At 61.8% G+C, this 26,600-nt stretch carries 24 protein-coding genes; 15 read left to right on the forward strand and 9 right to left on the reverse strand.

Going from position 1 to position 26,600, the window contains the following annotated elements; genetic code table 11:
• Nucleotides 1-456: 456 nt before the first annotated feature.
• Nucleotides 457-1,950: a CoA-acylating methylmalonate-semialdehyde dehydrogenase gene (locus tag AC19YY_RS09180; protein ID WP_432755002.1), complete on the reverse strand. Its 1,494-nt coding sequence runs from the start codon at nt 1,948-1,950 to the stop codon at nt 457-459.
• Between the two features lie 74 nt (nt 1,951-2,024).
• The gene (gene aptA / locus AC19YY_RS09185) at nt 2,025-3,374 is read right to left on the reverse strand and encodes an omega-aminotransferase AptA (protein ID WP_029297539.1); all 1,350 of its coding nucleotides are present in this window, start codon (nt 3,372-3,374) and stop codon (nt 2,025-2,027) included.
• Nucleotides 3,375-3,499: 125 nt separating this feature from the next.
• Between aptA and AC19YY_RS09190 the strand changes: the two genes are divergently transcribed.
• From AC19YY_RS09190 to AC19YY_RS09215, 6 genes are all read left to right on the forward strand, one after another.
• A complete protein-coding gene (locus AC19YY_RS09190) occupies nt 3,500-4,420 on the forward strand; it encodes a LysR family transcriptional regulator (RefSeq protein ID WP_169957154.1) in 921 nt (306 codons plus the stop codon).
• Nucleotides 4,421-4,506: 86 nt separating this feature from the next.
• Nucleotides 4,507-5,901 (forward strand): uracil-xanthine permease family protein, encoded by a 1,395-nt coding sequence (locus AC19YY_RS09195; protein WP_500604091.1) that lies wholly within the window; start codon nt 4,507-4,509, stop codon nt 5,899-5,901.
• 87 nt (nt 5,902-5,988) lie between these two features.
• Nucleotides 5,989-6,648 carry a TetR/AcrR family transcriptional regulator gene (locus AC19YY_RS09200; protein WP_169957152.1) on the forward strand — a complete coding sequence of 220 codons (660 nt, stop codon included), beginning with the start codon at nt 5,989-5,991 and terminating at the stop codon, nt 6,646-6,648.
• Between the two features lie 13 nt (nt 6,649-6,661).
• Nucleotides 6,662-7,243, forward strand: a complete 582-nt coding sequence (locus tag AC19YY_RS09205) for an IMPACT family protein (RefSeq protein WP_169957150.1) — start codon at nt 6,662-6,664, stop codon at nt 7,241-7,243.
• A gap of 46 nt (nt 7,244-7,289) precedes the next feature.
• Nucleotides 7,290-7,976, forward strand: coding sequence for an SDR family oxidoreductase (locus tag AC19YY_RS09210; RefSeq protein WP_169957148.1), 687 nt, complete (start codon nt 7,290-7,292; stop codon nt 7,974-7,976).
• A gap of 241 nt (nt 7,977-8,217) precedes the next feature.
• Nucleotides 8,218-9,573: an 8-oxoguanine deaminase gene (locus AC19YY_RS09215; protein ID WP_169957147.1), complete on the forward strand. Its 1,356-nt coding sequence runs from the start codon at nt 8,218-8,220 to the stop codon at nt 9,571-9,573.
• On the opposite strand, the gene AC19YY_RS09220 is transcribed toward AC19YY_RS09215, so the two are convergent.
• Nucleotides 9,574-10,662 (reverse strand): calcium:cation antiporter, encoded by a 1,089-nt coding sequence (locus tag AC19YY_RS09220; protein WP_432754999.1) that lies wholly within the window; start codon nt 10,660-10,662, stop codon nt 9,574-9,576.
• Between the two features lie 194 nt (nt 10,663-10,856).
• Here AC19YY_RS09220 and AC19YY_RS09225 point away from each other — a divergent pair, with 194 nt between their 5' ends.
• On the forward strand, nt 10,857-11,810 hold the full coding sequence (locus AC19YY_RS09225) for an adenosine deaminase (protein WP_170042552.1): 954 nt from the start codon (nt 10,857-10,859) through the stop codon (nt 11,808-11,810).
• Between the two features lie 31 nt (nt 11,811-11,841).
• On the opposite strand, the gene AC19YY_RS09230 is transcribed toward AC19YY_RS09225, so the two are convergent.
• The gene (locus tag AC19YY_RS09230; protein WP_169957143.1) at nt 11,842-12,540 is read right to left on the reverse strand and encodes an ArsR/SmtB family transcription factor; all 699 of its coding nucleotides are present in this window, start codon (nt 12,538-12,540) and stop codon (nt 11,842-11,844) included.
• Between the two features lie 134 nt (nt 12,541-12,674).
• Nucleotides 12,675-13,604 (reverse strand): transcription regulator VimR, encoded by a 930-nt coding sequence (gene vimR, locus AC19YY_RS09235; RefSeq protein ID WP_170058653.1) that lies wholly within the window; start codon nt 13,602-13,604, stop codon nt 12,675-12,677.
• A gap of 122 nt (nt 13,605-13,726) precedes the next feature.
• On the opposite strand from vimR, the gene AC19YY_RS09240 reads away from it, so the two are divergent.
• Nucleotides 13,727-14,740, forward strand: coding sequence for a zinc-binding alcohol dehydrogenase family protein (locus AC19YY_RS09240; protein ID WP_169957140.1), 1,014 nt, complete (start codon nt 13,727-13,729; stop codon nt 14,738-14,740).
• A gap of 149 nt (nt 14,741-14,889) precedes the next feature.
• Nucleotides 14,890-15,069, forward strand: coding sequence for a hypothetical protein (locus tag AC19YY_RS09245; RefSeq protein ID WP_032859764.1), 180 nt, complete (start codon nt 14,890-14,892; stop codon nt 15,067-15,069).
• A gap of 8 nt (nt 15,070-15,077) precedes the next feature.
• Here AC19YY_RS09245 and AC19YY_RS09250 read toward each other — a convergent pair whose 3' ends face one another.
• Together AC19YY_RS09250 and AC19YY_RS09255 are read right to left on the reverse strand one after the other, a co-directional pair.
• The gene (locus AC19YY_RS09250; RefSeq protein WP_169957139.1) at nt 15,078-16,271 is read right to left on the reverse strand and encodes a multidrug effflux MFS transporter; all 1,194 of its coding nucleotides are present in this window, start codon (nt 16,269-16,271) and stop codon (nt 15,078-15,080) included.
• 86 nt (nt 16,272-16,357) lie between these two features.
• Entirely contained in the window at nt 16,358-16,555 is a 198-nt protein-coding gene (locus tag AC19YY_RS09255) for a heavy-metal-associated domain-containing protein (RefSeq protein WP_169957137.1), read from the reverse strand.
• A gap of 147 nt (nt 16,556-16,702) precedes the next feature.
• Here AC19YY_RS09255 and AC19YY_RS09260 point away from each other — a divergent pair, with 147 nt between their 5' ends.
• From AC19YY_RS09260 to cueR, 3 genes are all read left to right on the forward strand, one after another.
• On the forward strand, nt 16,703-17,083 hold the full coding sequence (locus AC19YY_RS09260) for a hypothetical protein (RefSeq protein ID WP_169957135.1): 381 nt from the start codon (nt 16,703-16,705) through the stop codon (nt 17,081-17,083).
• An 80-nt stretch (nt 17,084-17,163) separates the two neighbouring features.
• Entirely contained in the window at nt 17,164-19,365 is a 2,202-nt protein-coding gene (locus tag AC19YY_RS09265) for a heavy metal translocating P-type ATPase (protein WP_169957134.1), read from the forward strand.
• A complete protein-coding gene (cueR, locus tag AC19YY_RS09270) occupies nt 19,362-19,763 on the forward strand; it encodes a Cu(I)-responsive transcriptional regulator (protein ID WP_169957133.1) in 402 nt (133 codons plus the stop codon). The genes AC19YY_RS09265 and cueR overlap by 4 nt, the downstream gene beginning before the upstream one ends.
• Nucleotides 19,764-19,817: 54 nt before the next feature.
• On the opposite strand, the gene AC19YY_RS09275 is transcribed toward cueR, so the two are convergent.
• Both AC19YY_RS09275 and AC19YY_RS09280 read right to left on the reverse strand, forming a co-directional pair.
• The gene (locus AC19YY_RS09275; protein WP_076961462.1) at nt 19,818-20,714 is read right to left on the reverse strand and encodes a PA4780 family RIO1-like protein kinase; all 897 of its coding nucleotides are present in this window, start codon (nt 20,712-20,714) and stop codon (nt 19,818-19,820) included.
• Nucleotides 20,715-20,888: 174 nt separating this feature from the next.
• Nucleotides 20,889-22,166, reverse strand: coding sequence for an acetyl-CoA C-acetyltransferase (locus AC19YY_RS09280; protein ID WP_500604092.1), 1,278 nt, complete (start codon nt 22,164-22,166; stop codon nt 20,889-20,891).
• A 106-nt stretch (nt 22,167-22,272) separates the two neighbouring features.
• Here AC19YY_RS09280 and AC19YY_RS09285 point away from each other — a divergent pair, with 106 nt between their 5' ends.
• The 3 genes from AC19YY_RS09285 to AC19YY_RS09295 all read left to right on the forward strand — a co-directional run bounded on the left by AC19YY_RS09285 (nt 22,273) and on the right by AC19YY_RS09295 (nt 26,537).
• Nucleotides 22,273-23,625: a 3-oxoacyl-ACP reductase gene (locus tag AC19YY_RS09285; protein WP_432754993.1), complete on the forward strand. Its 1,353-nt coding sequence runs from the start codon at nt 22,273-22,275 to the stop codon at nt 23,623-23,625.
• Nucleotides 23,626-23,627: 2 nt separating this feature from the next.
• Nucleotides 23,628-24,476: a MaoC family dehydratase gene (locus AC19YY_RS09290; RefSeq protein ID WP_500604093.1), complete on the forward strand. Its 849-nt coding sequence runs from the start codon at nt 23,628-23,630 to the stop codon at nt 24,474-24,476.
• A 312-nt stretch (nt 24,477-24,788) separates the two neighbouring features.
• Nucleotides 24,789-26,537: a collagen-like triple helix repeat-containing protein gene (locus tag AC19YY_RS09295; RefSeq protein WP_500604094.1), complete on the forward strand. Its 1,749-nt coding sequence runs from the start codon at nt 24,789-24,791 to the stop codon at nt 26,535-26,537.
• Nucleotides 26,538-26,600 lie beyond the last annotated feature (63 nt).

Raw genomic sequence — 26,600 nt, forward strand, 5'->3', positions numbered from 1 at the left:
CTCCACAAGCACCCACACGAATTGCTTGATTCAGTTGTTAAAGAGCGGTTGGTTAAGATCTTTCGTCTCAACCGAGGCGCGCATTCTACAGCAGCCTCATTTGCTGTCAAGTGATTATTTTCAGAAGTTTCGAGATTTTCCTCAACAACTTCAACCACTTGCGCCTTCGATCTCTCGTCAGCGGGAGGCGAATTCTACAGCGTTACACGCTGCTGTCAACACCTCTTTTTCAACTTCCTTTTGGCTTCGATGAACTGAAGCAACCTGCTGCCGAAAACTACATAACTCTTTGTTTACCAAGGAGTTTTCCGTTTCGACTGCGCCGGAAGTGGGGCGAATTATAGACAGATATAAATCGCCGTCAACCGTTACTTTCACAATTCTGTCATATCGCTCAAAAAAGCCCCGAAAACGCAAAGGCCGACCCCAAGGGGCCGGCCTTCTGCTCATCCAACCTTACAAACTAGGGAACGCGAACTGCGACGCCTCATGGCTGGCACGCTGCGGCCAGCGCTGGGTGATCGCCTTGCGGCGGGTATAGAAACGCACCCCATCCGGCCCATAGGCGTGCAAGTCGCCAAACAGCGAACGCTTCCAGCCGCCGAAGCTGTGATAAGCCACCGGCACTGGCAATGGCACGTTAACCCCTACCATGCCTACTTCAATCTCGTCACAGAACAGGCGCGCCGCCTCACCGTCACGGGTAAAGATGCAGGTGCCGTTGCCATATTCGTGATCATTGATCAGTTGCATCGCCGCTTCCAGGCTATTCACCCGGACGATGCACAGCACTGGGCCAAAGATCTCTTCCTTATAGATGCGCATTTCAGGTGTCACGCGATCAAACAGGCAGCCACCGAGGAAGAAGCCTTCCTCATGACCACTAACGCTCAAGCCACGCCCATCGACCACCAGCTCAGCACCCGAAGACACACCGTCTTCGATATAGCCGCTGACCTTGTCCCGCGCCTGCGCAGAAACCAGCGGCCCCATGTCCAGGCCACAAGAAGTACCCGCACCAATCTTCAGCGCCTTGATCTGCGGTACCAGCTTGGCGATCAGAGCATCCGCCACCTGGTCACCCACACACACGGCCACCGAGATCGCCATGCAACGCTCGCCGCAGGAACCGTAGGCTGCGCCCATCAAGGCACTGACCGCGTTGTCCAGGTCCGCATCCGGCATCAGCACCGCATGGTTCTTCGCCCCGCCCAGCGCCTGTACACGCTTGCCGCGCTTGGTCGCTTCGGAATAGATGTACTCGGCAATCGGCGTCGAACCGACAAAACTCAAGGCCTTGACCTCAGGCGCCTCGATCAGCGCATCCACCGCGCCCTTGTCACCATGCACCACGCTCAACACGCCTTTGGGCAAACCGGCTTCCTGCAGCAACTGCGCAATCAACAGCGTCGAGCTTGGGTCGCGCTCCGATGGCTTGAGGATGAAGCAGTTACCGCAGACGATAGCCAGTGGATACATCCACAGCGGCACCATGGCCGGGAAGTTGAACGGTGTGATACCCGCCACCACACCCAGCGGCTGGAAGTCGGACCAGGCATCAATGTTCGGGCCGACGTTACGGCTGTACTCGCCCTTGAGGATTTCCGGCGCCGAGCACGCGTACTCAACGTTTTCGATACCGCGCTTCAACTCACCGGCGGCGTCTTCCAGGGTCTTGCCATGCTCTTCGCTGATCAACTGCGAGATGCGGGCTTCGTTCTGCTCCAGCAATTGCTTGAAACGAAACATCACCTGGGCACGCTTGGCCGGTGGCGTATTGCGCCAGGCCGGGAATGCCGCCTTGGCCGAGTCGATCGCCTGTTGAATGGTTTCACGGCTGGCCAATGGCACCTGGTGAATCACCTGGCCAGTAGATGGGTTGTAGACGTCGGCGCTACGACCGCTATCGTTAACCAGTTCGCCGTTGATCAAATGCTGGATAAGGCTCATGCAAGGCTCCTGAAAAGTTGTCCACAGGCGCGACACGCGTCGCGCCCGACAGTTGTTCTATATAGAAGGAGAAATCAGTCGATCTTGTTCAGCACTTCGCCGACCGCATCGAACAAGCGATCCAGGTCCTGCGGCTTGCTGTTGAAGGTTGGGCCGAACTGCAGGGTGTCGCCGCCAAAACGCACATAGAACCCGGCCTTCCACAACGCCATGCCTGCTTCGAATGGGCGCACGATGGCATCCCCATCACGCGGGGCGATCTGGATCGCACCGGCCAGGCCGTAGTTACGAATGTCGATCACATTCTTGCTGCCCTTGAGGCCATGCAGCGCATTCTCAAAGTGCGGCGCGACTTCGGCCACGCTCTGCACCAGGTTTTCCTTCTGCAACAGATCCAATGCCGCCAACCCGGCTGCGCAAGCTACCGGATGTGCCGAGTAGGTATAGCCGTGTGGGAATTCCACCGCGTACTCAGGCGTCGCCTGGTTCATGAACGTCTGATAGATCTCGCTGCTGGCAATCACCGCCCCCATCGGAATCGCCCCGTTGGTGACTTGCTTGGCGATGCACATCAGGTCCGGCGTCACACCGAAGCTATCGGCACCAAACATCGAGCCGGTCCGGCCAAAGCCGGTGATCACTTCGTCGAACACCAGCAGGATGTTGTGCTGGTCACAGATTTCACGCAGGCGCTTGAGGTAGCCCTGGGGTGGCACGAGCACGCCAGCCGAGCCTGCCATCGGCTCGACGAACACCGCAGCGATGTTCGAAGCATCATGCAACTCGATCAGCTTGAGCAACTCGTCAGCCAGGGCAATACCGCCCAACTCCGGCATGCCGCGGGAGAAGGCATTACTGGCCAGCAGGGTATGGGGCAGGTGATCAACATCCATCATCGCCTGACCAAAAATCTTACGGTTGCCGTTGACGCCGCCCAGGCTGGTACCGGCGATGTTCACCCCGTGATAACCACGGGCGCGGCCGATCATCTTGGTCTTGGTTGCCTGGCCCTTTAGACGCCAGTACGCACGCACCATCTTCACCGCCGTGTCGGCGCACTCGGAGCCGGAGTCAGTGAAAAACACATGATTCAGGTTGCCTGGGGTCAGGTCGGTAATCTTTTCTGCCAACTGGAAGGACAAAGGATGACCGTATTGGAAGCCTGGCGAGTAGTCCAGGGTGCCCAGTTGCTTGGCGACCGCTTCCTGGATTTCCTTGCGCGTGTGCCCTGCGCCGCAGGTCCACAGCCCCGACAGCGAGTCATAGACCCGACGCCCCTTGTCATCGATCAACCAACTGCCTTCGGCACCCACGATCAGGCGTGGGTCGCGCTGGAAGTTACGGTTGGCGGTGTAAGGCATCCAGTGGGCATCCAGCTTCAATTGGCTGGCCAGTGTGGATGGGGCGTTTTCGGGCATGTTCATCAGCAAAACCTCGCAGGGCAAAAGGCAGCGTCGGGATTGAAAAGCGTTGTTGCAGCTAAATTGCCACGGGGATAAAGTCTAGGAAATGCAACTCTTCTAACCTTCAGTCAGGCATTCACTAAACTATGAGCAGCCGTCGACCCGACCCGCTAGCCCAAGTCAGCGACTTCGATATCCGCCTGTTGCGCATCTTCCGCAGTGTGGTGGAGTGCGGAGGCTTCTCGGCGGCGGAAACCGTGCTGGGCATCGGCCGTTCGGCCATCAGCCAGCAAATGAGCGACCTCGAACAGCGCCTGGGCCTGCGCCTGTGCCAGCGCGGGCGCGCCGGTTTCTCCCTGACGGAAGAAGGCCGCGAGGTCTACCAGTCCGCACTGCAACTATTAAGTGCGCTGGAGAGTTTCCGCACCGAGGTCAACGGCCTGCACCAGCACCTGCGCGGCGAACTGATCATCGGCCTGACCGACAACCTAGTGACCCTGCCCCATATGCGCATCACCCATGCCCTGGCGCAGTTGAAAGAACGCGGCCCGGACGTGCAGATCCAGATCCGCATGATCGCCCCCAACGAAGTGGAACAAGGTGTGCTCGACGGACGCCTGCATGTCGGCGTGGTGCCCCAGGCCAGCGCACTGTCGGGCCTGGAGTACCAACCCCTGTACAGCGAGCGTTCGCTGCTCTACTGCGCGGTGGGCCATCCGCTGTTTTATGCGGACGATAAGCAACTGGACGACCACCGCATCAATAGCCAGGACGCCATCGCACCAACCTTCCGCCTGCCCGCCGATATCCAGGCCCATTATCAGGCGCTCAACTGCACCGCCAGTGCTTCCGACCGCGAGGGCATGGCCTTCCTGATCCTCACCGGGCGCTATATCGGCTACCTGCCCGACCACTACGCCAGCCTGTGGGTGCAACAAGGCCGACTGCGTGCGCTGAAACCGCCTACACGTTTTTACGATTTAAGCCTGGCTTCGGTCACCCGCAAGGGCCGCCGCCCCCATTTGGTGCTGGAAAGCTTTCTCGACAGCCTGGCCGCGACCCGCTGATACGGGCCCCACACAAAACCTGAGCAAGTGGACAGCTTTTTGCAAGGCACAGGGACCATGAACCGTCAGCCCCGAGTCCACATGCCATGCCACCAGAATCCTCCAGCGCCAGCGACCTGATCTACGGCCTCAACGACCGTCCCAAACCACTGCCCGCATTGCTCGCGGCCCTGCAACATGTGCTCGCCAGCTTCGTCGGCATCATCACCCCGCCTTTGATCATCGGCTCGACCCTGGGCCTGGCCGCCCACCTGCCCTACTTGATCAGCATGGCGTTGATGGTTTCCGGTGTCGGCACCTTCATCCAGGCCCGTAGGCCGTTTGGAATTGGCGCGGGGATGATCTGCCTGCAAGGCACCAGCTTTGCCTTTCTCGGCGCAGTGTTATCGGCGGGTTTCCTGGTCAAGCAGCGCGGCGGCAGCCCGGAAGACATCCTGGCGATGATCTTTGGCGTGTGCTTTTTCGGCGCGCTGGTGCAGGTCGTGTTGAGCCGTTTTATCGGCCAACTGCGCCGGGTCATCACGCCGCTGGTAACCGGGATTGTGATTACCCTGATTGGCATCAGCCTGATCAAGGTGGGCATCACCGACCTGGGCGGCGGCTTCAATGCGCCGGACTTTGGCGCGCCAACTAACCTGGCCCTGGGCCTGTTCGTGGTGCTGACGATTATCCTGCTCAATCGCTCGAATACGCCGTGGGTACGCCTGAGCGCAATCATCATCGGCCTGCTATTGGGCAGCCTCGCCGCCTGGTTCAGCGGCAAGCTGGTGCCCCAGCCCCTGCCCGACCTGCCCTTGATCAGCCTGCCGACGCCGTTCCATTTTGGCTTCAGCTTCGACTGGAGCGCTTTCCTGCCGGTCGCGCTGATTTATCTGATCAGCAGCATCGAAACCGTGGGCGACCTCACCGCCAACTGCATGATCGCCCGCCAGCCCATCAGCGGCCCTTCCTATATAAGCCGGCTCAAGGGCGGCGTGCTGGGGGATGGCGTCAGTTGCATGATCGCCGCCACTTTCGGCGCGTTCCCCAACACCACCTTTGCCCAGAACAACGGCGTGATCCAGTTGACCGGCGTCGCCAGCCGCTATGTGGGCCTGTACATCGGCGTAGTGCTGTTTTGCCTCGGACTGTTTCCACTGATTGGCGCGGTATTGCAGCAAATCCCCAAGCCGGTGCTCGGCGGCGCGACACTGGTGATGTTCGGCAGCGTGGCCGCCGCCGGCGTGCGCATCCTGGCCCAAGCCCCGCTGGACCGCCGCAGCATGCTGATCATCGCCACCTCGTTTGGGGTCGGCCTGGGCATCGCCGCGCAACCGAACCTGTTACACCTGATGCCAACCCTGGTGCAAAACCTGTTCGATTCAGCCATCACCAGCGGCGGGCTGACGGCGATTGTGTTGTGCCTGATCCTGCCGGAATCCAAGGCGACAACGCCTGCCGCAAATCCACTCGTGGAAAACGACACGCTGGAACCGCTTTGACGCTTTTATCGTATCGGGACTTGTCTGAGGCTTGAGGGTGGGTTATCTGTGCAGCAATCGCATTCATCGATCTGCACGGAAACCTCCATGAGCCTCGAAGTTCCTGCCCACAACAGCCACGCCGGAAAACCCGCCAGCCGCATTCGGCAAAAGAACGAACAAGCGATCATCCAGGCCGCTGAAGACGAATTCGCCCGGCATGGCTACAAAGGCACCAGCATGAACACCATCGCCGCGAGCGCCGGGCTGCCGAAGGCCAACCTGCATTATTACTTCACCAATAAGCTGGGGCTGTATATCGCGGTGCTGAGCAATATCCTCGAACTGTGGGACAGCACCTTCAACACCTTGACCGCCGAGGATGATCCTGCCGAGGCGCTGACCCGCTATATCCGCACCAAGATGGAATACTCGCGGCGCCAGCCCCAGGCTTCGCGAATCTTTGCCATGGAGATCATCAGCGGCGGCGAATGCCTTACCGAATATTTCAGCCAGGACTACCGCGCCTGGTTCAGCGGCCGGGCTGCGGTATTCCAGGCCTGGATCGATGCCGGCAAGATGGACCCCGTGGATCCGGTACACTTGATCTTCCTGCTGTGGGGCAGCACCCAGCATTACGCTGACTTCGCGACCCAGATCTGCCGCGTGACCGGTCGCACCAAGCTGACCAAGCAGGACATGGAAGACGCCGGCAGCAACCTTATCCACATTATTCTCAAGGGCTGTGGCATCAAGCCTGCCCTCTGAACGAAGCGATCCAATGCCTTTCACCCTTACGGGCTTTTGCGAATTTCGCGAAGAAATCCGCAAAAGCCGCTTCATCACCTATGCCGCGCCGATTACCAGCCCGCAGGACGCCCAGGCGTTTATCGAGCAGCACAGCGACCTCAACGCCACGCACAATTGCTGGGCCTGGAAACTCGGTGGGCAATACCGCAGCAACGACGACGGTGAACCCGGCGGCACCGCCGGGCGGCCGATCCTGGCCGCCATCGAGGCCCAGGGGTTTGACCAGGTCGTGGTGCTGGTGGTCCGCTGGTATGGCGGTATCCAACTGGGTACCGGTGGCCTGGCCCGGGCCTATGGGGGCGGCGCGAATAAATGCCTGCAAAACGCCGAACGGGTCGAACTGATCAGCCGCGTGCCCTTGAGTTGCGCCTGCGGCTTTGCCGAGTTGACGCTGGTAAAGCTGCGTGTCGCCGAACTGGGTGGCCTGGTGGTGGAAGAAACCTTCACCGCCAACGGCGTGGAGCTGCAACTGGCACTCGGCGAAGCCCATATCGACACCCTGCAAACGCAGTTGGCCGACCTGAGCCGCGGACGAATCCTGCTACAACGCTGAACCTGATAAGGTTGTTCACTAAACTCCGACGCCAAAGGAAGCCTTCATGTCTACGCCAAAAACCGCACTGATCATCGGCGCCTCGCGCGGGCTGGGCCTTGGCCTGGTCAAGCAATTGCTGGCTGATGGCTGGCAAGTCACCGCCACCGTGCGCAACCCGCAAAAAGCCGACGCCCTTAAAAACCTGGGCCCGGTACAGATCGAGCAACTGGACATGGACGACCAACAGGCCGTCATCGCCTTGAACCAGCGCCTGAAAACCCAGACCTTCGACCTGCTGTTCGTCAACGCCGGCGTCAAGGGCCCGGCCAACCAGACCCCGGGCCACGCGACCCAGGCCGAAGTCGGCCAACTGTTTTTCACCAATGCCGTGGCGCCGATTAACCTGGCTCAACGCTTTGCCCCGCAGATTCGCCAGGGCAGCGGCGTACTGGCGTTCATGAGCTCGGTGCTGGGCAGCGTGACCATGCCCGACGCACCAGACCTTGCGCTGTACAAGGCCAGCAAGGCCGCCCTGAACTCCATGACCAACAGCTTCGTGTCGCAATTGGGCGAGCAGAAACTGACCGTCCTGTCGTTGCATCCGGGCTGGGTCAAGACCGATATGGGCGGCGAAGGGGCCGACCTGGACGTGGAGACCAGCGTGCGCGGCCTGATTGCCCAAGTGAACGCCTACACCGGCAAGGGCGGCCATCATTTCGTCAACTACAAGGGCCAGACCATTCCCTGGTAACCCCACCCTGTAGGAGCCGGCTTGCCGGCGATGGCGTCACTGAGAACATCGCAATATTGGCGGGCCTCATCGACGGCAAGCCGGCTCCTACAGGATAAATGGATGTCGGATGAGCGGTGGATAGACCCCACCGCTCACTCCACGTAGACTTCCCACCTCGCCTTTACCGGCGACCCTGGATCAGCAGACAGGGCAACACTGAGCTGGCAAACCTGAACCCATCATTCAGAGGAGCCGGCCAATGCCTGCGACCCGTACCTGGTTAAAAAACCCTCTCGCGATTTTCACTGCCAATGCTCTCGATGCCCGTGGCGGCCTGGTGCTGCAAGACGGCGTGATCGTTGAAGTACTCGCCCTCGGCCAACAACCAAGCTTGGCCTGCGAACACACCTTCGACGCCCGCGAGCACGTGATCCTTCCCGGCCTGATCAACACCCACCATCACTTCTACCAAACCCTGACCCGCGCCTGGGCCCCGGTGGTCAACCAGCCGCTGTTCCCCTGGCTGAAAACCCTGTACCCGGTCTGGGCGCGCCTGACCCCGGAAAAACTGGCCCTGGCCAGCAAAGTCGCGCTCGCCGAACTGCTGCTCTCAGGCTGCACCACCGCGGCCGATCACCACTACCTGTTCCCCGATGGCCTGGAGCAGGCGATCGACGTGCAAGTCGACAGCGTGCGCGAATTGGGCATGCGCGCCATGCTCACTCGCGGTTCGATGAGCCTGGGCGAAGCCGACGGCGGCCTGCCACCGCAACAGACGGTGCAACAGGGCGAAGTGATCCTCGAAGACAGCCAGCGCCTGATCAAGCGCTACCACGAGCGCGGCGATGGCGCGCAAATCCAGATCGCCCTGGCGCCCTGCTCGCCGTTTTCGGTCACCCCCCAAATCATGAGCGCCAGTGCCGAACTGGCCAACCAGCTCGATGTGCGCCTGCACACCCACCTGGCCGAAACCCTCGACGAAGAAGACTTCTGCCTGCAACGCTTCGGCCTGCGCACCGTGGACTACCTCGACAGCGTCGGCTGGCTCGGCCCCCGCACCTGGCTGGCCCATGGCATTCACTTCAACCCTGAGGAGATCGCCCGCCTGGGCGCGGCCGGCACCGGGATTTGCCATTGCCCAAGCTCCAACATGCGCCTGGCCTCCGGCATCTGCCCGACCCTGGACCTGATCGCCGCCGGCGCGCCGATTGGCCTGGGCGTGGACGGCTCGGCTTCCAACGATGCCTCCAACATGATTTTGGAAACACGCCAGGCCCTGTATATCCAGCGCCTGCGCTACGGCGCGGAAAAAATCACCCCTGAAGGCGTACTGGGCTGGGCCACCAAGGGTTCTGCGCAGTTGCTCGGCCGTAGCGATATCGGTGAACTGGCGGTAGGCAAACAGGCCGACCTGGCGCTGTTCAAACTCGATGAGCTGCGCTTCTCCGGCAGCCACGATCCTGTTTCGGCGCTGCTGCTATGCGGCGCCGACCGTGCGGATCGAGTGATGGTGGGCGGCAAGTGGCGGGTGATCGAGGGGCAAATCGAGGGCATGGACCTCAAGGGCCTGATCGCCGATCACAGCCAGGCGGCGCGGCAGTTGATCGCCGGCTGACTACACGCCCAGCAGCGACAACATGATAAAGGTCGCAAACAGCACAAAATGGGTCATCCCTTCGATGGCGTTGGTTTCGCCATCGTTGAGGTTGATCGCGCTGACAATCAGCGTGATAAACACCATCACGGTTTGCACCGGCGTCATCGCCATCTGAAACGGCTGGCCGGTGTACAGCGCCATGGCTTCCATCACCGGCACGGTCAAGATCACCGTCGACAACGAAGCACCCAGCGCGATGTTGACCACCGACTGCATACGGTTGGCCAATGCCGCGCGCAAGGCGGTCAGAATCTCCGGGGCGGCGGAAATCGCTGCCACCAGGATCGCCGTGATCACCGGCGGCGCGCCCGTGCCCTCCAGGCCAAGGTCCAGGGTCTTGGACATCACTTCGGCCAATGCGCCAATCACCACCACGCCAAACACCAGGGTTACGATGGAGAATGTCAGGTTGACCGACGAAGCCTGTTCTTCCGGCAACGGCTTGCGGCGTTTTTCCGGATAGCTGTAGCTGAAGAAGTAGCTGTGTGGCCCCACCTGCATGCGCAGGAACAAGGCGTACAACACCACCATCGCGCCAATGGTGAAGGCCGAGTAGATTTTCCAATCGGCCTCGGGGATAAATTCCGGTACCACCATGGATACGCCCATGGCGGTGAGGATCATCACGCTGTAGGTCCGCGCCGAATCATCGTTGTAGGACTGTTCCCCATGCTTGATGCCACCCATCAGCGCGGCCAAGCCTAAGATGCCGTTGATATCCAGCATCACCGCCGAGTAAATCGTGTCGCGCACCAGGGTCGGCGACGCCTCGTTGCTCATCATGATCGCCAGGATCACCACTTCCACCAGCACTGCCGCGAGGGTCAGGATCATGGTGCCGTAGGGGTCGCCGACCTTTTCAGCGAGAAGTTCGGCGTGGTGGGCCACGCGCATCGACGCCATGACGATAAAACCGATCAGCACCAGGCCACCGAGCAGTGCCGTCACCTGCCCACTGTGCAGCAGCCAGTGCTCCAGCGGGTAGGCCGCGATGGCGGCGATCAGCGCCAGCCACATGAATTTTTCTTGCTTGAGGGATGTGAGCATTGCGGGCCTTTTCGAGCGGCGATTCAGTCATTGATGGGGTACAGACTGCGGCGATTCGCTAACGTTTCGTTACACCTTAGTTCATTCACCCATTGCCGCAGGCACGAACAATGCTTACCGCTCGGTCAGGTTTTACCGATTATTTGCGCCCTGGCCTGTAGAATGCCGCCATTGCACCTGATGAGAACGCACACATGTACGACTGGCTCAACGCCCTGCCCAAGGCCGAACTGCACCTGCACCTGGAGGGTTCGCTGGAGCCCGAGCTGCTGTTCGCCCTGGCCGAACGCAACAAAATCGCGCTACCGTGGAATGACGTCGAAACCCTGCGCAAGGCCTACGCCTTCAATAACCTGCAAGAGTTTCTCGACCTCTACTACAAGGGCGCCGATGTATTGCGCACCTCCCAGGATTTCTACGACCTGACCTGGGCCTACCTGCTGCGTTGCAAAGCGCAGAACGTGATTCATACCGAGCCGTTCTTCGACCCGCAGACCCACACCGACCGTGGTATCCCGTTTGAAGTGGTGCTCAATGGCATCGCCAGCGCGCTCAAAGATGGCGAGCAGCAACTGGGCATCACCAGCGGCCTGATCCTCAGCTTCCTGCGCCACCTGAGCGAAGAAGAAGCCGAAAAAACCCTCGACCAGGCGCTACCGTTCCGTGATGCGTTTGTCGCCGTGGGCCTGGACAGCTCGGAAATGGGCCACCCGCCGAGCAAGTTCCAGCGCGTGTTCGATCGCGCCCGTGGCGAAGGTTTCCTGACCGTCGCCCATGCCGGTGAGGAAGGCCCGCCGGAGTACATCTGGGAAGCCCTCGACCTGCTGAAGATCCAGCGTATCGACCATGGCGTGCGCGCCATCGAAGACGAGCGCCTGATGCAGCGGATCATCGACGAGCAGATCCCCCTGACCGTGTGCCCACTGTCCAATACCAAACTGTGCGTGTTCGACGACATGGCCCAGCACAACATCCTCGACATGCTCGAGCGTGGGGTGAAGGTCACGGTGAACTCGGATGACCCGGCGTACTTCGGCGGGTATGTCACCGAGAACTTCCACGCGTTGCACACCTCGCTGGGCATGACCCAAGACCAGGCCAGCCGCCTGGCGCAAAACAGCCTGGATGCACGCCTGATCAAGCCGTAAGCAACCCAGGCAGGAGCCGGCTTGCCGGCTCCTACACAGCCGCTATCCGGGCAATTTCCAGGCGCCCGGTCTCGGTGACCTGCAGTGCGCTCGACTCGTTGATTGTCTTCAACCAGCGCGACTGCATGAACAATTGCAACAATCCCGCCCCCAGCGCCCCACCCAGGTGCGGCTGCTGCTCGCTCCAGTCAAAACAGTCGCAAGCCAGCGTCGAGTAACCCTGATGGGCCAAGGCCTGGGTAAAAATGCCGTGCTCGGCCAAATGCCGTGCGCCCAGGGGTGTCACATGGATCCGCTGTTCGTAGCGCTCGATCCACTTCGCCAGCAGCATGCGTTGATAAAGTGCCGCCGCCATTTCCCCGCCCAAGTGGTCATGGCACAGCCGCGCCTGGCGCAACGCTGCCGGCGCCAGCAACGCCGCCACCGGCCGGCTGGGCGCAATGCGCGCCACACTGGCAATTGTGGTACTGGCCAACGCATCGACTGCCGCGCCCACATCCGCCGCCGCCATGCGGAAGAAGCGTTTGCGCCCACGGGCTTCAATACGCAGCAATCCACCCGCCGCCAACCGCGCCAGATGCGCATTGGCCGATGACGCCGATAACCCAGCCAACATCGCCAGTTCTTCAGACGGCTTGGCCGAGCCGTCCATCAATGCCCAGATCATCGCGGTGCGCTTAGGGTCGGCCAGCAAGGTGGCGATCTGGCTGATGCAAGGTGCCTGTTCCATGTACTCACTCCCTGTTGAATCGTTGGTCTGCTCCATTCCGCGCAAAAGTATAAGTGTGTAAGCAGCAGATTCCGTGGCGTCTTACAGCCAAATCAGCTACAGCAACTGCCTGAAATTTCCTGAATCCCCTGGGGTTATTGCGTAGTCCCTCGCCGTTCAGGCAACTGCGCGCTCAACTTCCCACAACGTGCCACGAGCATTTCTCGCAGGAGATTGATCGGTTTACTCAATTGCGCGCGGTGGGCGCACAGCAGATTGAGCGGTGTGCGCTCACCCTGCAGCTCCGGCAAGAGCAACTGCAGGCGGCCGGCCAGCACGTCGGCGCTGACATCCAGCCAGGACTTGTAGGCAATGCCCACCCCGGCCACGGCCCAGCGCCGCACCACATCGGCATCATCACTGAAGCGGTCACCGGTGACGGTCAGGCTGATTTCCCGCTTGCCATCGCGAAAGCTCCAATGGTCGTGCACCCGGCTGCCGAGCATGTAAAGCAGGCAATTGTGCTGGGCCAACTCCTCCAGGTGGCGCGGCTCGCCATGGCGGGCCAGGTAGCCGGGCGCCGCGCACAGCACCCGGCGATTGTCCGGCGCCACAGGCAAAGCCACCAGGCTCGAGTCCTCGGGTTCGCCGTAGCGCAAGGCGATATCCACCGGCTGGCGGAACAGGTCGGCGATCCGGTCGCCCAGCAGCAGGCGCACGCTCAATTGCGGGTGCTCACGTTGAAATTCGTCGAGCCACGGCAATAGTAGGTTGCGTCCGAAGTCCGAAGGCGCCGACAGCTGCAAGACTCCGCTGACATGATCCTGACCGCTGGCCAGCAGGCGCCGGCCTTCATCCAGTTGGCTCAAGGCACCACGGGCGTACTGCAAGAAGCCCTCGCCCTCGGCGGTCAGGCGCAGGCTGCGGGTGGAGCGAGCCAGCAAGCGCGCACCCAATTGTTGCTCGATGCGTTTCAACGCGGCACTGGCTACCGCCGCCGACATATCCATGACCCGGGCGGCGGCAGACAAACTGCCCAAATCCGCCGCACGCACGAACAACTGCAAATCATCAAAACGCAGCATGAGCATCGCCCCGACTAATTATCAAAAATATATTGAAAGAGACTGCTCTTTTAGCGGGTTTTATCTGCAAGAGAAATAGCCAATGATCCACCTATTCCCTTCCACACACCCTGGAACTCGTCATGAAAGCCATCGCCTACTACGCCGCATTGCCAATCAACGACCCCAAGTCCCTGCAAGATATCCAATTGCCTGAGCCGGTGGCCGGCCCGCGCGACCTGCTGGTAGAAGTCAAAGCCATCTCGGTCAACCCGGTGGACACCAAGATCCGCCAGAACGTCGCCCCGGAAAACGGCGCGGCCAAGGTGTTGGGCTGGGACGTTGCGGGCGTGGTCAAGGCCGTCGGCAGCGAAGTGACACTGTTCAAGGCCGGCGACAAGGTGTTCTACGCCGGCTCCCTGACACGCCCGGGCGGCAACAGCGAGCTGCACACCGTGGATGAGCGCATCGTCGGCCATATGCCCAAGAGCCTGGGTTTTGCCGAAGCCGCTGCCCTGCCGCTGACCGCTATCACCGCCTGGGAACTGCTGTTCGAACGCCTGCAAGTCCCTGAAGGCAAGACCGATCAAGGCCAGAGCCTGCTGATTGTCGGCGCTGCCGGTGGCGTGGGGTCGATCCTCACCCAACTGGCGGCGCAACTCACCGCGCTCAAGGTCATTGGCAGCGCCTCGCGCCCGCAAACCCAGGCCTGGGCCAAGGACCTGGGGGCCGACCTGGTGGTCGATCACAGCCAGCCCCTGAGCGAAGAACTCAAGCGCGCAGGCCACCCGCAGGTGACCCACGTCGCCAGCCTGACCCAGACCGACCAGCATCTGGACCAGTTGGTCGAAGCCCTTGTGCCCCAGGGCAAACTGGCATTGATCGATGATCCCAAGTCGCTGGACGTGCTCAAGCTCAAGCGCAAGAGCCTGTCGCTGCATTGGGAGTTCATGTACACCCGGTCGATGTTCGAGACTGCCGACATGATCGAGCAACACAACCTGCTCAACCGCGTGGCCGAGCTGATCGACGCCGGCACCCTGAAAACCACGGTGGGCGAACACTTCGGCGTGATCAACGCAGAAAACCTGCGCCGCGCCCATGGGTTGCTGGAAAGCGGCAAGGCCAAGGGCAAGATTGTGCTGGAAGGCTTCTAAGACGCGGGCTCTGTCAGTGTCGTCCGCTATCGTTGTAGGTAACGGACGGCACCGCTAGTCAGACACTTGATCCTTGTCATATTTGTGAGCGTATTCGGGTTTATATTGGCCGCCTTTGCCACGCAATCTTTTACGTGAGGAAGTCAGCAATGAAGATCCTGATAAAAGCGTTAGCAAAATCCCAAGGCAACAAATGGCAGGTTCGCCTGGACCACGATGCCTTTACCTTCCGCAGTGAAGCCGAGGCCCGCGCCTTCGCCAATACCCTGCAAAACCGGATCCAGGCACCCCACCGCTTTCCCGAAAGCCAGCAGCGCGCTACTGGCTGAAAACGCCGTCAGACCTGCGCTTGCAAGGCTCGCTGCCGTTGCAGGCGCTGGGTCAACATGGCCACCACTACCGCCAACACCCCGCACAGGCTGATGACGATCGACATCGGCATGGCCGTGCCGTCGTGCAATGCGCCGACCAACGATGCCGCCCCCGCTGCCACCCCAAACTGAATGCAACCCAAAAGGGCCGATGCGCTACCGGCCCGCGCGCCCTGGCCGTTCATCGCGCACGCCGAGGTATTGGGCATGATGCAACCCAGGCTGGCGATACACAGGAACAGCGGCACCAGCAGCGGCCACAATGCCTGGGTATGCAGAGCACTGACCGCCAGCAACGCCAGCGCCGCCGCGAGGTACACCCACACCGTGCGGGTCAGCAGAAACGCCGGGCCGCGCTTGGCCAGCAGCCGCGCGTTGACCTGGGCCACCAGGATAAAACCCGCGGCATTGGTGCCAAACAGCCAGCCATAGTGCTCGGCCGGCACGCCGTAGAGCTTGATAAACACGAAAGGCGAACCCGCGATGTAGGCAAACATCCCGCCAATCGCGATGCCACCGGTCACGGCATAGCCCAGGTACACCCGGTCGGCCAGCAGGCGCCCGTACTGGCGCAACGCCCCGGACAATGGCTGCCGAGGCTGATGAGCCGGAAAGCTCTCCGGCAAACCGACAGCCACCGCCACCCCGGCGCCGACGCTAAATACCGTCAGAGCGAGGAAAATCGACTGCCAGCCCCACAAGCTGACCATTACCCCACCGAGCATCGGTGCCAGGATCGGTGCCAACCCGACCACCAGCATCAACTGCGAAAAGACCTTGGCCGAGCCCACCGCGTCGCACTTGTCGCTGACCACCGCCCGGGAAATCACCATGCCCGCACACCCGCCCAGGGCCTGGACGAAACGCGCACCGATCAGCCACTCCAGGGACGGCGCATAGGCGCACGCCAAGGAGGCCACGGTGAACAGGGTGACGCCGCTCAACAGCGGGATACGCCGGCCAAAACGATCCGCCAGCGGCCCATAGATCAACTGGCCGATCGCCAGGCCGGTGAAGTACACCGCCAGGGTCAGCTGGATATGTTTTTCGTCGGTACCGAACGCCACGGCCATGGCCGGGAAGCCCGGTAGATAAAAGTCGATGGCCAGCGGCGCAAATGCGCTCAAGGCCCCCAGAATAAGGATTATGCGAAGGTTCATCAGGCACCCGGAAGAGTCGGCAGCCCGACAGTCTAGCCGCGCTTGGGTGCCTTGAACATTACGTTAGCTCGCTACCTATTAAATAATCAGGCGAGCCTGGCGTTGTAGCCTTCTTCGGTGATCAGGCTGATCACCTCTTCCGGCGACAAGCGACTTACCACGCCGACTTCCTTGGCTTTCAGATCTACATTCACGCTAGCGGCCGGATCTCTGGATTGTACTGCTTGGGTCACGGCCCGAACGCAATGGCCGCAGGTCATTCCTTCAACGCTGAATATTTGCATGACATGACTCCTTGAGTGAGGTTTCGCCCAGTTTCATCCTTGCCACGATGGCAAGGTCAAGCGCTGAAAACAACTGCCGGGCTGGCATTCCCTGGCGGCGTCGGCCAAGCTGCAACCATCCACGATTTGAAACCCGGAGAATTCACCATGCGCTGGTCGTTTTTTGGCCTTGTGAGCCTGCTCAGCCTGTTCGCCACTGTCCCCCAGGCCAGCGCCGCCGAGGACTATGGGGTGCTGATCATTTCCAGGGAACGCCTGGAAGTGCCCACCAATTGCGAGATTGGCCTGTACGTCAATGATCAACTGGCCGGCCGGCTGTTCCAGGAGCAGGCCACCTCGTTCAACTTCCCCGCAGGCCGGGTCTCGCTGCGTCTCAAACTGTTGCCGGGCCAGGCGCCTGGCTGCCTGCCGGGACTGTTGGCGCCCAAGGCACAAACCATCGAGTTGAAAGCTGGCGACGTGCGCAAGCTGCGCATTGCCCAAGGCGCAGACGGCATGTACCTAAAGCCTGCAAAACTGGGCTATTGAACCACGCGGGATAATGGAGCTTGACCTTCCCCTAAGGTTAAGGTTGATCCTACAGGCAACTACTCCTGGAGGACTGCCCCATGAATGGATCCACCACCTTCGACCTGCCGATCAGCGGCATGACCTGCGCCAGTTGCGTCGGGCGGGTCGAACGCGCCCTGAACAAGGTGCCCGGCGTGCAAAGCGTCAGCGTCAACCTGGCCAATGAACGAGCCCACGTCGAGGTGGCGGGCCAGATGGACGCCGCCGTACTGATCGCCGCCGTGGAAAAGGCCGGCTATACCGCCACCTTGCCGCAGAGCGAAACCGCCACCCAAGCCAGCCAGGAACAGCGCCTGAAACGCGAACGCTGGTCACTGGTGATGGCCATTGTGTTGGCGTTGCCACTGGTGTTGCCGATGCTGGTGCAGCCCTTCGGCCTGCACTGGATGCTCCCGGCCTGGATCCAGTTCCTTCTCGCCACACCGGTGCAGTTCATCTTTGGTGCGCGCTTCTATGTCGCCGCCTGGAAAGCCGTGCGCGCCGGTGCAGGCAACATGGACCTGCTGGTCGCCATCGGCACCAGCGCCGGGTATGGCCTGAGTATCTATCAATGGCTCATCGCCCCGGCTGGGGTGGAACCGCACCTGTACTTCGAAGCCTCGGCGGTGGTGATCGCCCTGGTGCTGCTCGGCAAATACCTGGAAAGCCGCGCCAAACGCCAGACCGCCAGCGCCATCCGGGCCCTGGAGGCCTTGCGGCCGGAGCGGGCGATCCAAGTGATTGATGGCCGCGAGCAAGATGTCGCCATCAGCGCGCTGCGCCTCAACGACTTGGTACTGGTCAAGCCCGGCGAGCGTTTCCCGGTGGATGGCGAAGTGGTCGAAGGCCAAAGCCATGCGGACGAAGCCTTGATCACCGGTGAAAGCCTGCCGGTACCGAAACAGCCTGGGGATAAAGTCACCGGCGGTGCGATCAACGGTGAAGGCCGTTTGCTGGTACGCACCCTGGCCCTCGGCGCCGAAAGCGTGCTGGCGCGCATCATTCGCCTGGTCGAAGACGCCCAGGCCGCCAAGGCGCCGATCCAGAAACTGGTGGATAAAGTCAGTCAGGTATTTGTGCCGACCGTGTTGGTGATCGCCCTCGCCACCCTGATTGGTTGGTGGTTGTACGGTGCGCCGCTGGAAACCGCATTGATCAACGCGGTCGCGGTACTGGTGATTGCCTGCCCGTGCGCATTGGGCCTGGCGACGCCGACTGCGATCATGGCCGGCACCGGCGTTGCGGCCCGTCACGGGATTCTGATCAAGGATGCCGAAGCCCTGGAGCGCGCCCACGAAGTCAGCGCGGTGGTGTTCGACAAAACCGGCACCCTCACCTCCGGCGCGCCGAAAATCGCCCACCTGCATGCGGTAGATGGCAATGAGGCGTTGCTGCTGCAACAGGCCGGCGCCCTGCAACGCGGCAGTGAACACCCATTGGCCAAGGCAGTACTGGACGCGTGTAACGATCAAGGCCTGCCGGTTGCCGATGTCAGCGCCAGCCAATCCCTGACCGGGCGCGGCATTGCCGGCACTCTGGACGGCCGGCAACTGGCCCTGGGCAATCGGCGCATGCTCGATGAGACCGGCTTGAAGCCGGGGGACCTGGCCGCCAACGCCAGCGCCTGGGAGGCCGAGGGCCGCACCTTGTCCTGGCTGATCGAGCAAAGCCCACAGCTGCGGGTACTGGGCCTGTTTGCCTTTGGCGATACCCTCAAGGAAGGTGCCCTGCAAGCCGTGCAGCAGCTCAAGGCGCGCAATATCAGCAGCCACTTGCTGACCGGCGACAACCGCGGCAGCGCCCGCGTGGTGGCACAAGCGCTGGGCATCGACGATGTGCACGCCGAAGTGTTGCCTGCCGACAAGGCCGCCACCGTCGCCGAGCTGAAAAAGACCGGGGTAGTGGCCATGGTCGGCGACGGCATCAACGACGCCCCGGCCCTGGCCGCTGCGGATATCGGCATCGCCATGGGCGGCGGCACCGACGTGGCGATGCACGCGGCCGGTATCACCCTGATGCGCGGTGATCCGCGCCTGGTGCCCGCAGCGCTGGAAATCAGCCGCAAGACCTACGCAAAAATCCGGCAGAATCTATTCTGGGCCTTTGTGTATAACTTGATCGGCATTCCGCTGGCCGTGTTCGGCCTGCTCAACCCAGTATTGGCCGGTGCCGCCATGGCCCTGTCCAGCGTGAGCGTAGTCAGCAATGCGCTGCTGTTGAAAACCTGGAAACCCAAGGATCTGGAGGATCACCGCCAATGAACATCGGCCTAGCAGCCCGGCAAAGCGGCTTGAGCGCCAAGATGATTCGCTATTACGAATCCATCAACCTGCTCAAGCCGGCCCATCGCAGCGACAGCGGCTATCGCCTGTACGACCACGAGGACCTGCATACCCTGGCCTTTATCAAGCGCTCGCGGGACCTGGGGTTTTCCCTGGAGGAAGTCGGCAAGCTGCTGGAATTGTGGCAAGACCGGCAGCGCGCCAGTGCCGACGTCAAGGCGTTGGCTCGCCAGCATATCGATGAGCTGAACCACAAGATCCGCGAGCTGGGGCAGTTGCGCGATACCTTGCAGGACCTGATGGAGAACTGCCAGGGCGATCACCGGCCCGATTGCCCGATCCTCAAGAAGTTGGCGTCGGGCAGTTGCTGTAACTGAGTAAGGAGCGGGGGTACAAAAAATCCGGCCTGGGCCGGATTTTTTGTTGTCAGATCACTGCATCCACGGCGGCGGCGGTTCCTCCGCCGGTTTGCCCGGTGGCGCATCGTCCGCTGCGCGGATCGCCTGGCGCCGCTCTTCGTCGAGGCGTGCCGCTTCGATCTCGCGCATCACGCCGCCCACATCCGCCAACTCTTCCGGTTCGTCGAACTCGCCGGTCAATACGCTGGCCGGGTGCAAGGTGCCGGCTTCGTACAGCGCCCACATTTCCTTGGCGTACTTGGTAGCCTTCAATTCCGGGGCAAAGCGCCCGAAATACGAAGCCATGTTGCCCACGTCCCGCTCGAGCATGGTGAATGCGTGGTTGTTACCCGCCGCGTCCACCGCCTGCGGCAGGTCGATGATTACCGGCCCCGTCGGCGTCAACAGTACGTTGAACTCGGACAAGTCACCGTGCACCAGGCCGGTACACAGCATCAACACGATCTGCGAGATCAGGAATGCGTGATATTCACGGGCCTGATCCGGCTCCAGGACCACGTCGTTCAGGCGTGGCGCCGCATCACCGTATTCATCGGCCACCAGTTCCATCAGCAATACGCCTTCGAGGAAGTCGTAGGGCTGGGGCACACGCACACCGGCACCGGCCAGGCGGAACAAGGCCGCCACTTCGGCGTTTTGCCACGCGTCTTCGGTTTCTTTCTTGCCGAACTTGGAGCCCTTGGCCATCGCCCGGGCCTGCCGGCTGTTGCGGACCTTGCGGCCTTCCTGGTATTCGGCCGCCTGACGAAAACTTCGTTTATTCGCCTCCTTGTAGACCTTGGCGCAACGTAACTCGTTGCCGCAGCGCACCACATAAACAGCTGCTTCTTTACCACTCATGAGTGGGCGCAGCACTTCGTCGACCAGACCGTCCTCGATCAGGGGTTCAATGCGTTTAGGAGTCTTCATCAGCTTTTATTGTGGGTCCTTTATTACCAAACACGCGTATGGCACTCGTTATACGGCAATCCTCGCACAGCGGGGAGAGGGTAACGAGCCTTGATCTGCTAAAGAATGCATCCAATATGCCAGATTAATCCGACAAAGCCGCTATTGCTCAAGGCGTTCGGATGATAGCCGAGATCAGCGCTCAATGATCGCCGTCACGCCCTGGCCACCCGCCGCGCAGATCGAAATCAGCCCGCGCCCCTTGCCGGCCGCGTCCAGCAGCTTGGCCAGGTTGGCGACGATACGCCCACCGGTAGCGGCAAACGGGTGCCCGGCGGCCAGGGAACTACCTTTGACGTTCAGCCGGCTGCGGTCGATGGCGCCCAACGGTGCGTCCAGGCCCAGGTGGGTCTTGCAGTAATCGGCATCTTCCCAGGCCTTGAGTGTGCACAACACTTGGGCAGCGAAGGCTTCATGGATTTCGTAGTAGTCAAAATCCTGCAGGGTCAGGCCATTTCTCGCCAACAGGCGTGGGACGGCATACACCGGCGCCATCAACAGCCCTTCGGCGCCATTGACGAAATCCACCGCCGCCGCTTCGCCATCGCGCAAGTAGGCGAGGATCGGCAGGCCACGCTCCTTGGCCCAGGCTTCGCTGCCCAACAACACCAGGGATGCACCATCGGTCAGTGGCGTGGAGTTGCCGGCGGTCAGGGTGCCCTTTGCGCTGCGTTCAAAAGCCGGTTTGAGGCTGGCGAGTTTTTCCAGGGTCAGGTCTGGGCGCAGGTTGTTATCACGGGTCAGTCCCAGGAACGGCGTGAGCAAATCGTTATGCCAGCCTTCGGCGTAGGACGCGGCCATCTTCTGGTGGCTTTCCAGGGCCAGTTGGTCCTGCTCGGCGCGGGGTATCTGCCAAGTCTGCGCCATCAACTCGCAATGCTGGCCCATGGACAGGCCCGTACGCGGTTCGCCATTGCGCGGCAGTTCCGGCTTGAGGTGTTGCGGGCGAAGTTGTAACAGGACTTTTAATTTATCCGCCATGGATTTGCTGCGGTTGGCCTGCAGCAGGATCTTGCGCAGGCCCTCGTTCACCCCGATGGGCGCGTCGGAGGTGGTGTCGACACCGCCGGCAATCCCGCATTCGATCTGCCCCAGGGCAATTTTGTTGGCCACCAGCAACGCCGCTTCCAGCCCGGTGCCACAGGCCTGTTGAATGTCATAGGCCGGGGTTTGCGGCGACAGGCGCGAGCCCAGCACGCATTCGCGGGTCAGGTTGAAGTCGCGCGAATGCTTGAGCACCGCGCCTGCGGCCACTTCGCCCAGGCGCAGGCCGTGCAGGTTGTAGCGCTCGATCAAGCCTTCCAGGGCAGCGGTCAGCATGGCCTGGTTACTCGCCGTGGCGTAGGGGCCATTGGAACGGGCGAAGGGGATGCGATTACCGCCAATGATCGCGACACGGCGCAACTGAGTCATGGAAAGCTCCCTGTTAGGTGGTAGGTGCAATCCTGAGCCTAGACTAGGAACGACTGTCACCTATTGATGGTCCACCCTTTGAACCCCAGCAGCCGGAGAGCGTTCCATGTCTGACCGTTATATCGACTTCGCCAACTCAAGCCTCGGCCACCGCCTGGTCTCGGCCATTGGCCTGCCGTCCCCGGTACGCCTGGAGCGCTGGCAAGCCGGACGCCTGCGCCCGGTGGATGGCGCCCTGCTGTTGGGCGGCGGCCCGCTCGCGGCCCAGGTGCTGGGGTTTGCCAACAAACTCACCGAGGCCATCTACAGCTACGGGCCCGAGCCGCTGCAGGCCACGCCGTGGATCCCCGGGCACGGCCCCAAGCTCAAGGCGGTACTGTTCGATGCCAGCCACTTGCAGCACACCGACCAACTCAAGCAACTGCGTGAATTCTTCCAGCCGCTGCTGAAAAATCTCGATCACAGCGCGCACCTGGTGATTCTCGGCCGCGCCCCGGAAAGCCTCGACGAACCGTTTGCCGCCAGCGCCCAGCGCGCCCTCGAAGGTTTCAGCCGGTCCCTGGCCAAGGAGCTGCGCAACGGCGGCACCCTGCAACTGCTGTATGTCGCAGAAGGCGCCGAGGAGCAATTGGAAGGTGCGCTACGGTTTTTCCTTTCACCCAAAAGCGCCTATATCAGCGGCCAAGTGCTGCGCCTGAACGCCTGCACAACCCAGGTGCACGACTGGACGCGCCCGCTGGCCGGGCTCAAGGCCCTGGTGACCGGGGCTGCCCGTGGCATCGGCGCGTCGATTGCCGAAACCCTGGCGCGCGACGGTGCCGAAATTGTGTTGCTGGATGTGCCGCAAGCCAAGGCCGATCTCGACGCCCTCGCCGCACGCTTGGGCGGGCGTGGCATTGCCCTGGATATCTGCGCCGATGACGCCGCCACGCAACTGATCGACCACTTGCCGGACGGCATCGACATTGTGGTGCATAACGCCGGGATCACCCGCGACAAGACCCTGGCCAATATGACCCCGGAATACTGGGACGCAGTGCTGGCAGTCAACCTCAACGCCCCGCAAGTGTTGACCAAGGCCCTGCTCGACAGCGGCACCCTGCACGACAATGGCCGCGTGGTTTTGCTCGCGTCCATCAGCGGCATTGCCGGCAATCGCGGGCAAACCAACTACGCCGCGAGCAAGGCCGGGTTGATTGGCCTGGCCCAGGCCTGGGCGCCGCTGCTGGCGCAACGGGGTATCAGCATCAACGCAGTGGCGCCAGGCTTTATCGAGACCCAGATGACTGCACATATTCCTTTCGCCTTGCGTGAAGCCGGGCGGCGCATGAGTTCACTGGGCCAGGGTGGCTTGCCGCAGGATGTTGCCGAGGCGGTGGCCTGGCTGGGCCAGCCAGGGTCAGGCGCCGTCAGTGGCCAGGCATTGCGCGTATGCGGGCAAAGCCTGCTGGGAGCGTAACCATGCTGTGGCACACATTACCCAGCAGCCCGGCGCTGCCACCGCTGTATTGGCGCGCCGCGCTCAAGCGCAAGATCACCGGCACCACCTTGCCCACGTTTGGCCTGCATTGCCGGGTGCAGGTCAACCCCGAAGCGGTCGCGGCCTACCGCAAGGTCTGCGGGTTTGCCCAGAGCCCGCTGCTGCCGGCGACTTATCCGCACATCCTGGCGTTCGGCCTGCAGTTGCAACTGCTGACAGCACGGGAATTCCCCTTCCCGCTGCTGGGGCTGGTGCATTTGAGTAACCGTATCCGCGTGTTTCGCCCCATGGGCGGGGTCAGCGATGTACGGGTCAGCGTGCATACGCGCAACCTGCAACCCCATGCCAAGGGTGCGACTTTTGACCTGATCACCACCGTCGAAGATTCCCTGGGTCTGCTGTGGGAAGGTGAAAGCCGAATGCTCTGTCGCGGGATGAAACTCGCTGGCGAGGCGCCAGAGCAATCCCTGCCAGCGCCCAATTCGATCAGCGAACTGACCCGCTGGCAGGCGCCATCCGATATCGGTCGGCGGTATGCCCGGGTATCCGGCGACTACAACCCGATCCACTTGAGCGCCCTGACCGCCAAGCTGTTCGGCTTCCCCCAGGCGATCGCCCATGGGCTGTGGAACAAGGCTCGCACCGTGGCGGCCCTGCATGAACATCTGCCCACGGCGAATATCGAGATCTACGTTGAGTTCAAGAAACCGGTGCGCCTGCCTGGCGAGGTCATCTTGTTGAGCAGCGCCCCCGGCTCCAGCGGTGAGTTGCAATTCAAGGGCCGCAGCGATATAGAACACATGCTCGGCAAGTGGCAGCCGATTGCCTGAAACCGGGGTAATTTGCTGATTAATTGTATATATACAACCTAAGTTATAGCGGGCTAACGATAGCCCGCTAACTTATTCAAGTAGTTGATTTATAACACATCGACGCAAACAACAAACCGCCCCCTATACCCTTGGTATTAATCACCAAGATGCATACCAGCGCCTGTATATAAATCGTTAATACCAAGTTGAGCGTTGCGAGAAAGAGTACCGAAGACTGTTATAGCCACAACGGACGCATGTATTGCCTGCCAAAGAACAGGCGAACTTGCGAAACCAACAAAGGCTGTACCAGGTGCTAAGGAACTCATCATGAAAACTCAAGTCGTGTTGTGGAAGGCAAGTACTGCATTGGCCCTTATCTTGGCGATGAGCCTGGGAGGCTGCAGCAGTGGTGGTGGCGGTCATAAGAGCAGCGTTGCATCCTCCTCCCCGGATGCTGGCGCCGGTACCGGCGGTGGTGGTACGGGTGGTGGTGACGGTGGTGGTACTGGCGGCGGAACCGGCGGTGGCACTGGCGGTGGCGACGGTGGTGGTACTGGCGGCGGCACTGGTGGCGGCGACGGTGGTGGTACTGGCGGCGGCACTGGTGGCGGAACCGGCGGTGGCACTGGCGGTGGCGACGGCGGTGGTACTGGCGGCGGCACTGGTGGCGGAACCGGTGGTGGCACTGGTGGCGGAACCGGTGGTGGCACTGGCGGCGGCACTGGCGGCGGAACCGGCGGTGGTACTGGTGGCGGCACTGGCTCGACCACCAGCCCCCTGGTCACTGGCCAGATTGCAGCCAACCTGGGCGGCACCCTCGGCAATGTCGGTACAGCTATCGGTGGCATCGGCACCACTGTTGGCGGCGTTCCAGTAGTCGGCACTGCCGCAGGCGGCCTGGTGTCCAGCGTGGGCACCGCCGTGGGCAGCGTAGGCACCGGCGTCGGTACTGGCCTGGGCTCCCTGGGCACTAACAGCAACTCCCTGGGCGTTACCGTGGCCGGTGTGGCCAACGGCGTCGCCGACCTGGGCACGGGTGTTTCGAACACTGGCAAAACACTGTCGACCACCCTGGGCGGTATCCCAGTAGTGGGCGGCCTTACCGGCGGCGTCGGTGGGGCAGCCGGCGGCCTGGTGGATAAGGTTGGCCAGGCGGTCACCATGCTCGGCGATACCTTGAGCACCGCCAGCACCACCGGCCCACTGGGGTCGGTCACCAATACCCTGGGCGGCAAAGTGCTGGTGCCTGTGGTCTCGCTGGTGGAAAACACCACCGGCAACCTGGGTAAAGCCACCGGCCTGGGCAACCCGGTCAATGGCCTGCTGGACAAAGTCGGCTCTACCGTCACCGGCCTCGGCACCCAGGTGGCAGGCGCGGGTGGCGCTGGCAACCCGGTAACTGGTGCCTTGGGCAGCGTGCTCGGCGGTGTCGGAGCAGTAGCGGGCACTGCCGGTGGTTACGTCGCACCGTCTGCCGGGACCGGCAGTGGCAGCGCCCCTGCATCCGGTCTGCCTGAACTGGTGGGCGGCCTGGTGGCCAACGTCGGTAACGGCCTGAATGCGGGCAACACCAACGGCACCGTCAGTGCGGGGGGTGTGGCAGGCGGCGCACTGGGCAACACAGTGGCCTCGCTCGGCACAGTGATCGGTGGCAACGGCGTCGCCAACACGGCGGCAACCGCACCGGTGGCAGGCCTGGCAACCAATGTGGGCGCAGCGCTCAACCCTGTGACTTCGGGCGTCAGCAGCCTGACCCAAAACATCGGCACCTCCACTGGTATCGGTGCACCGGTCAACGGCCTGGTGACGCAAGTGGGCGGCGCAGTCAGCGGCCTGGGCGGCAACATCAGCGCGGCCAACGCCAACCCGGTCACCAATACCGTGGGCCAGACCGTCACCGCAGTCGGGGGCGTGGTGTCCTCGGTGGGCGGCCTGGTTACCGGCGGCACCAGTGGTAGCGGCGGGGGCCTGCTGGGCGGTCTGAACATCAATGCCAACGCCAACGCCACGGCGTCTGGTTCGGCCACCACAAACACCGGCGTAGGCGGCCTGCTCAACGGGCTGACCGGCAAATAGAAGAATTGCACCTGGCCATTAGACGGCCTCCCCTACAGCGCCTACGCTTGGTTGAGACGAGAG

This window comes from Pseudomonas sp. MF09156, from assembly GCF_059862305.1.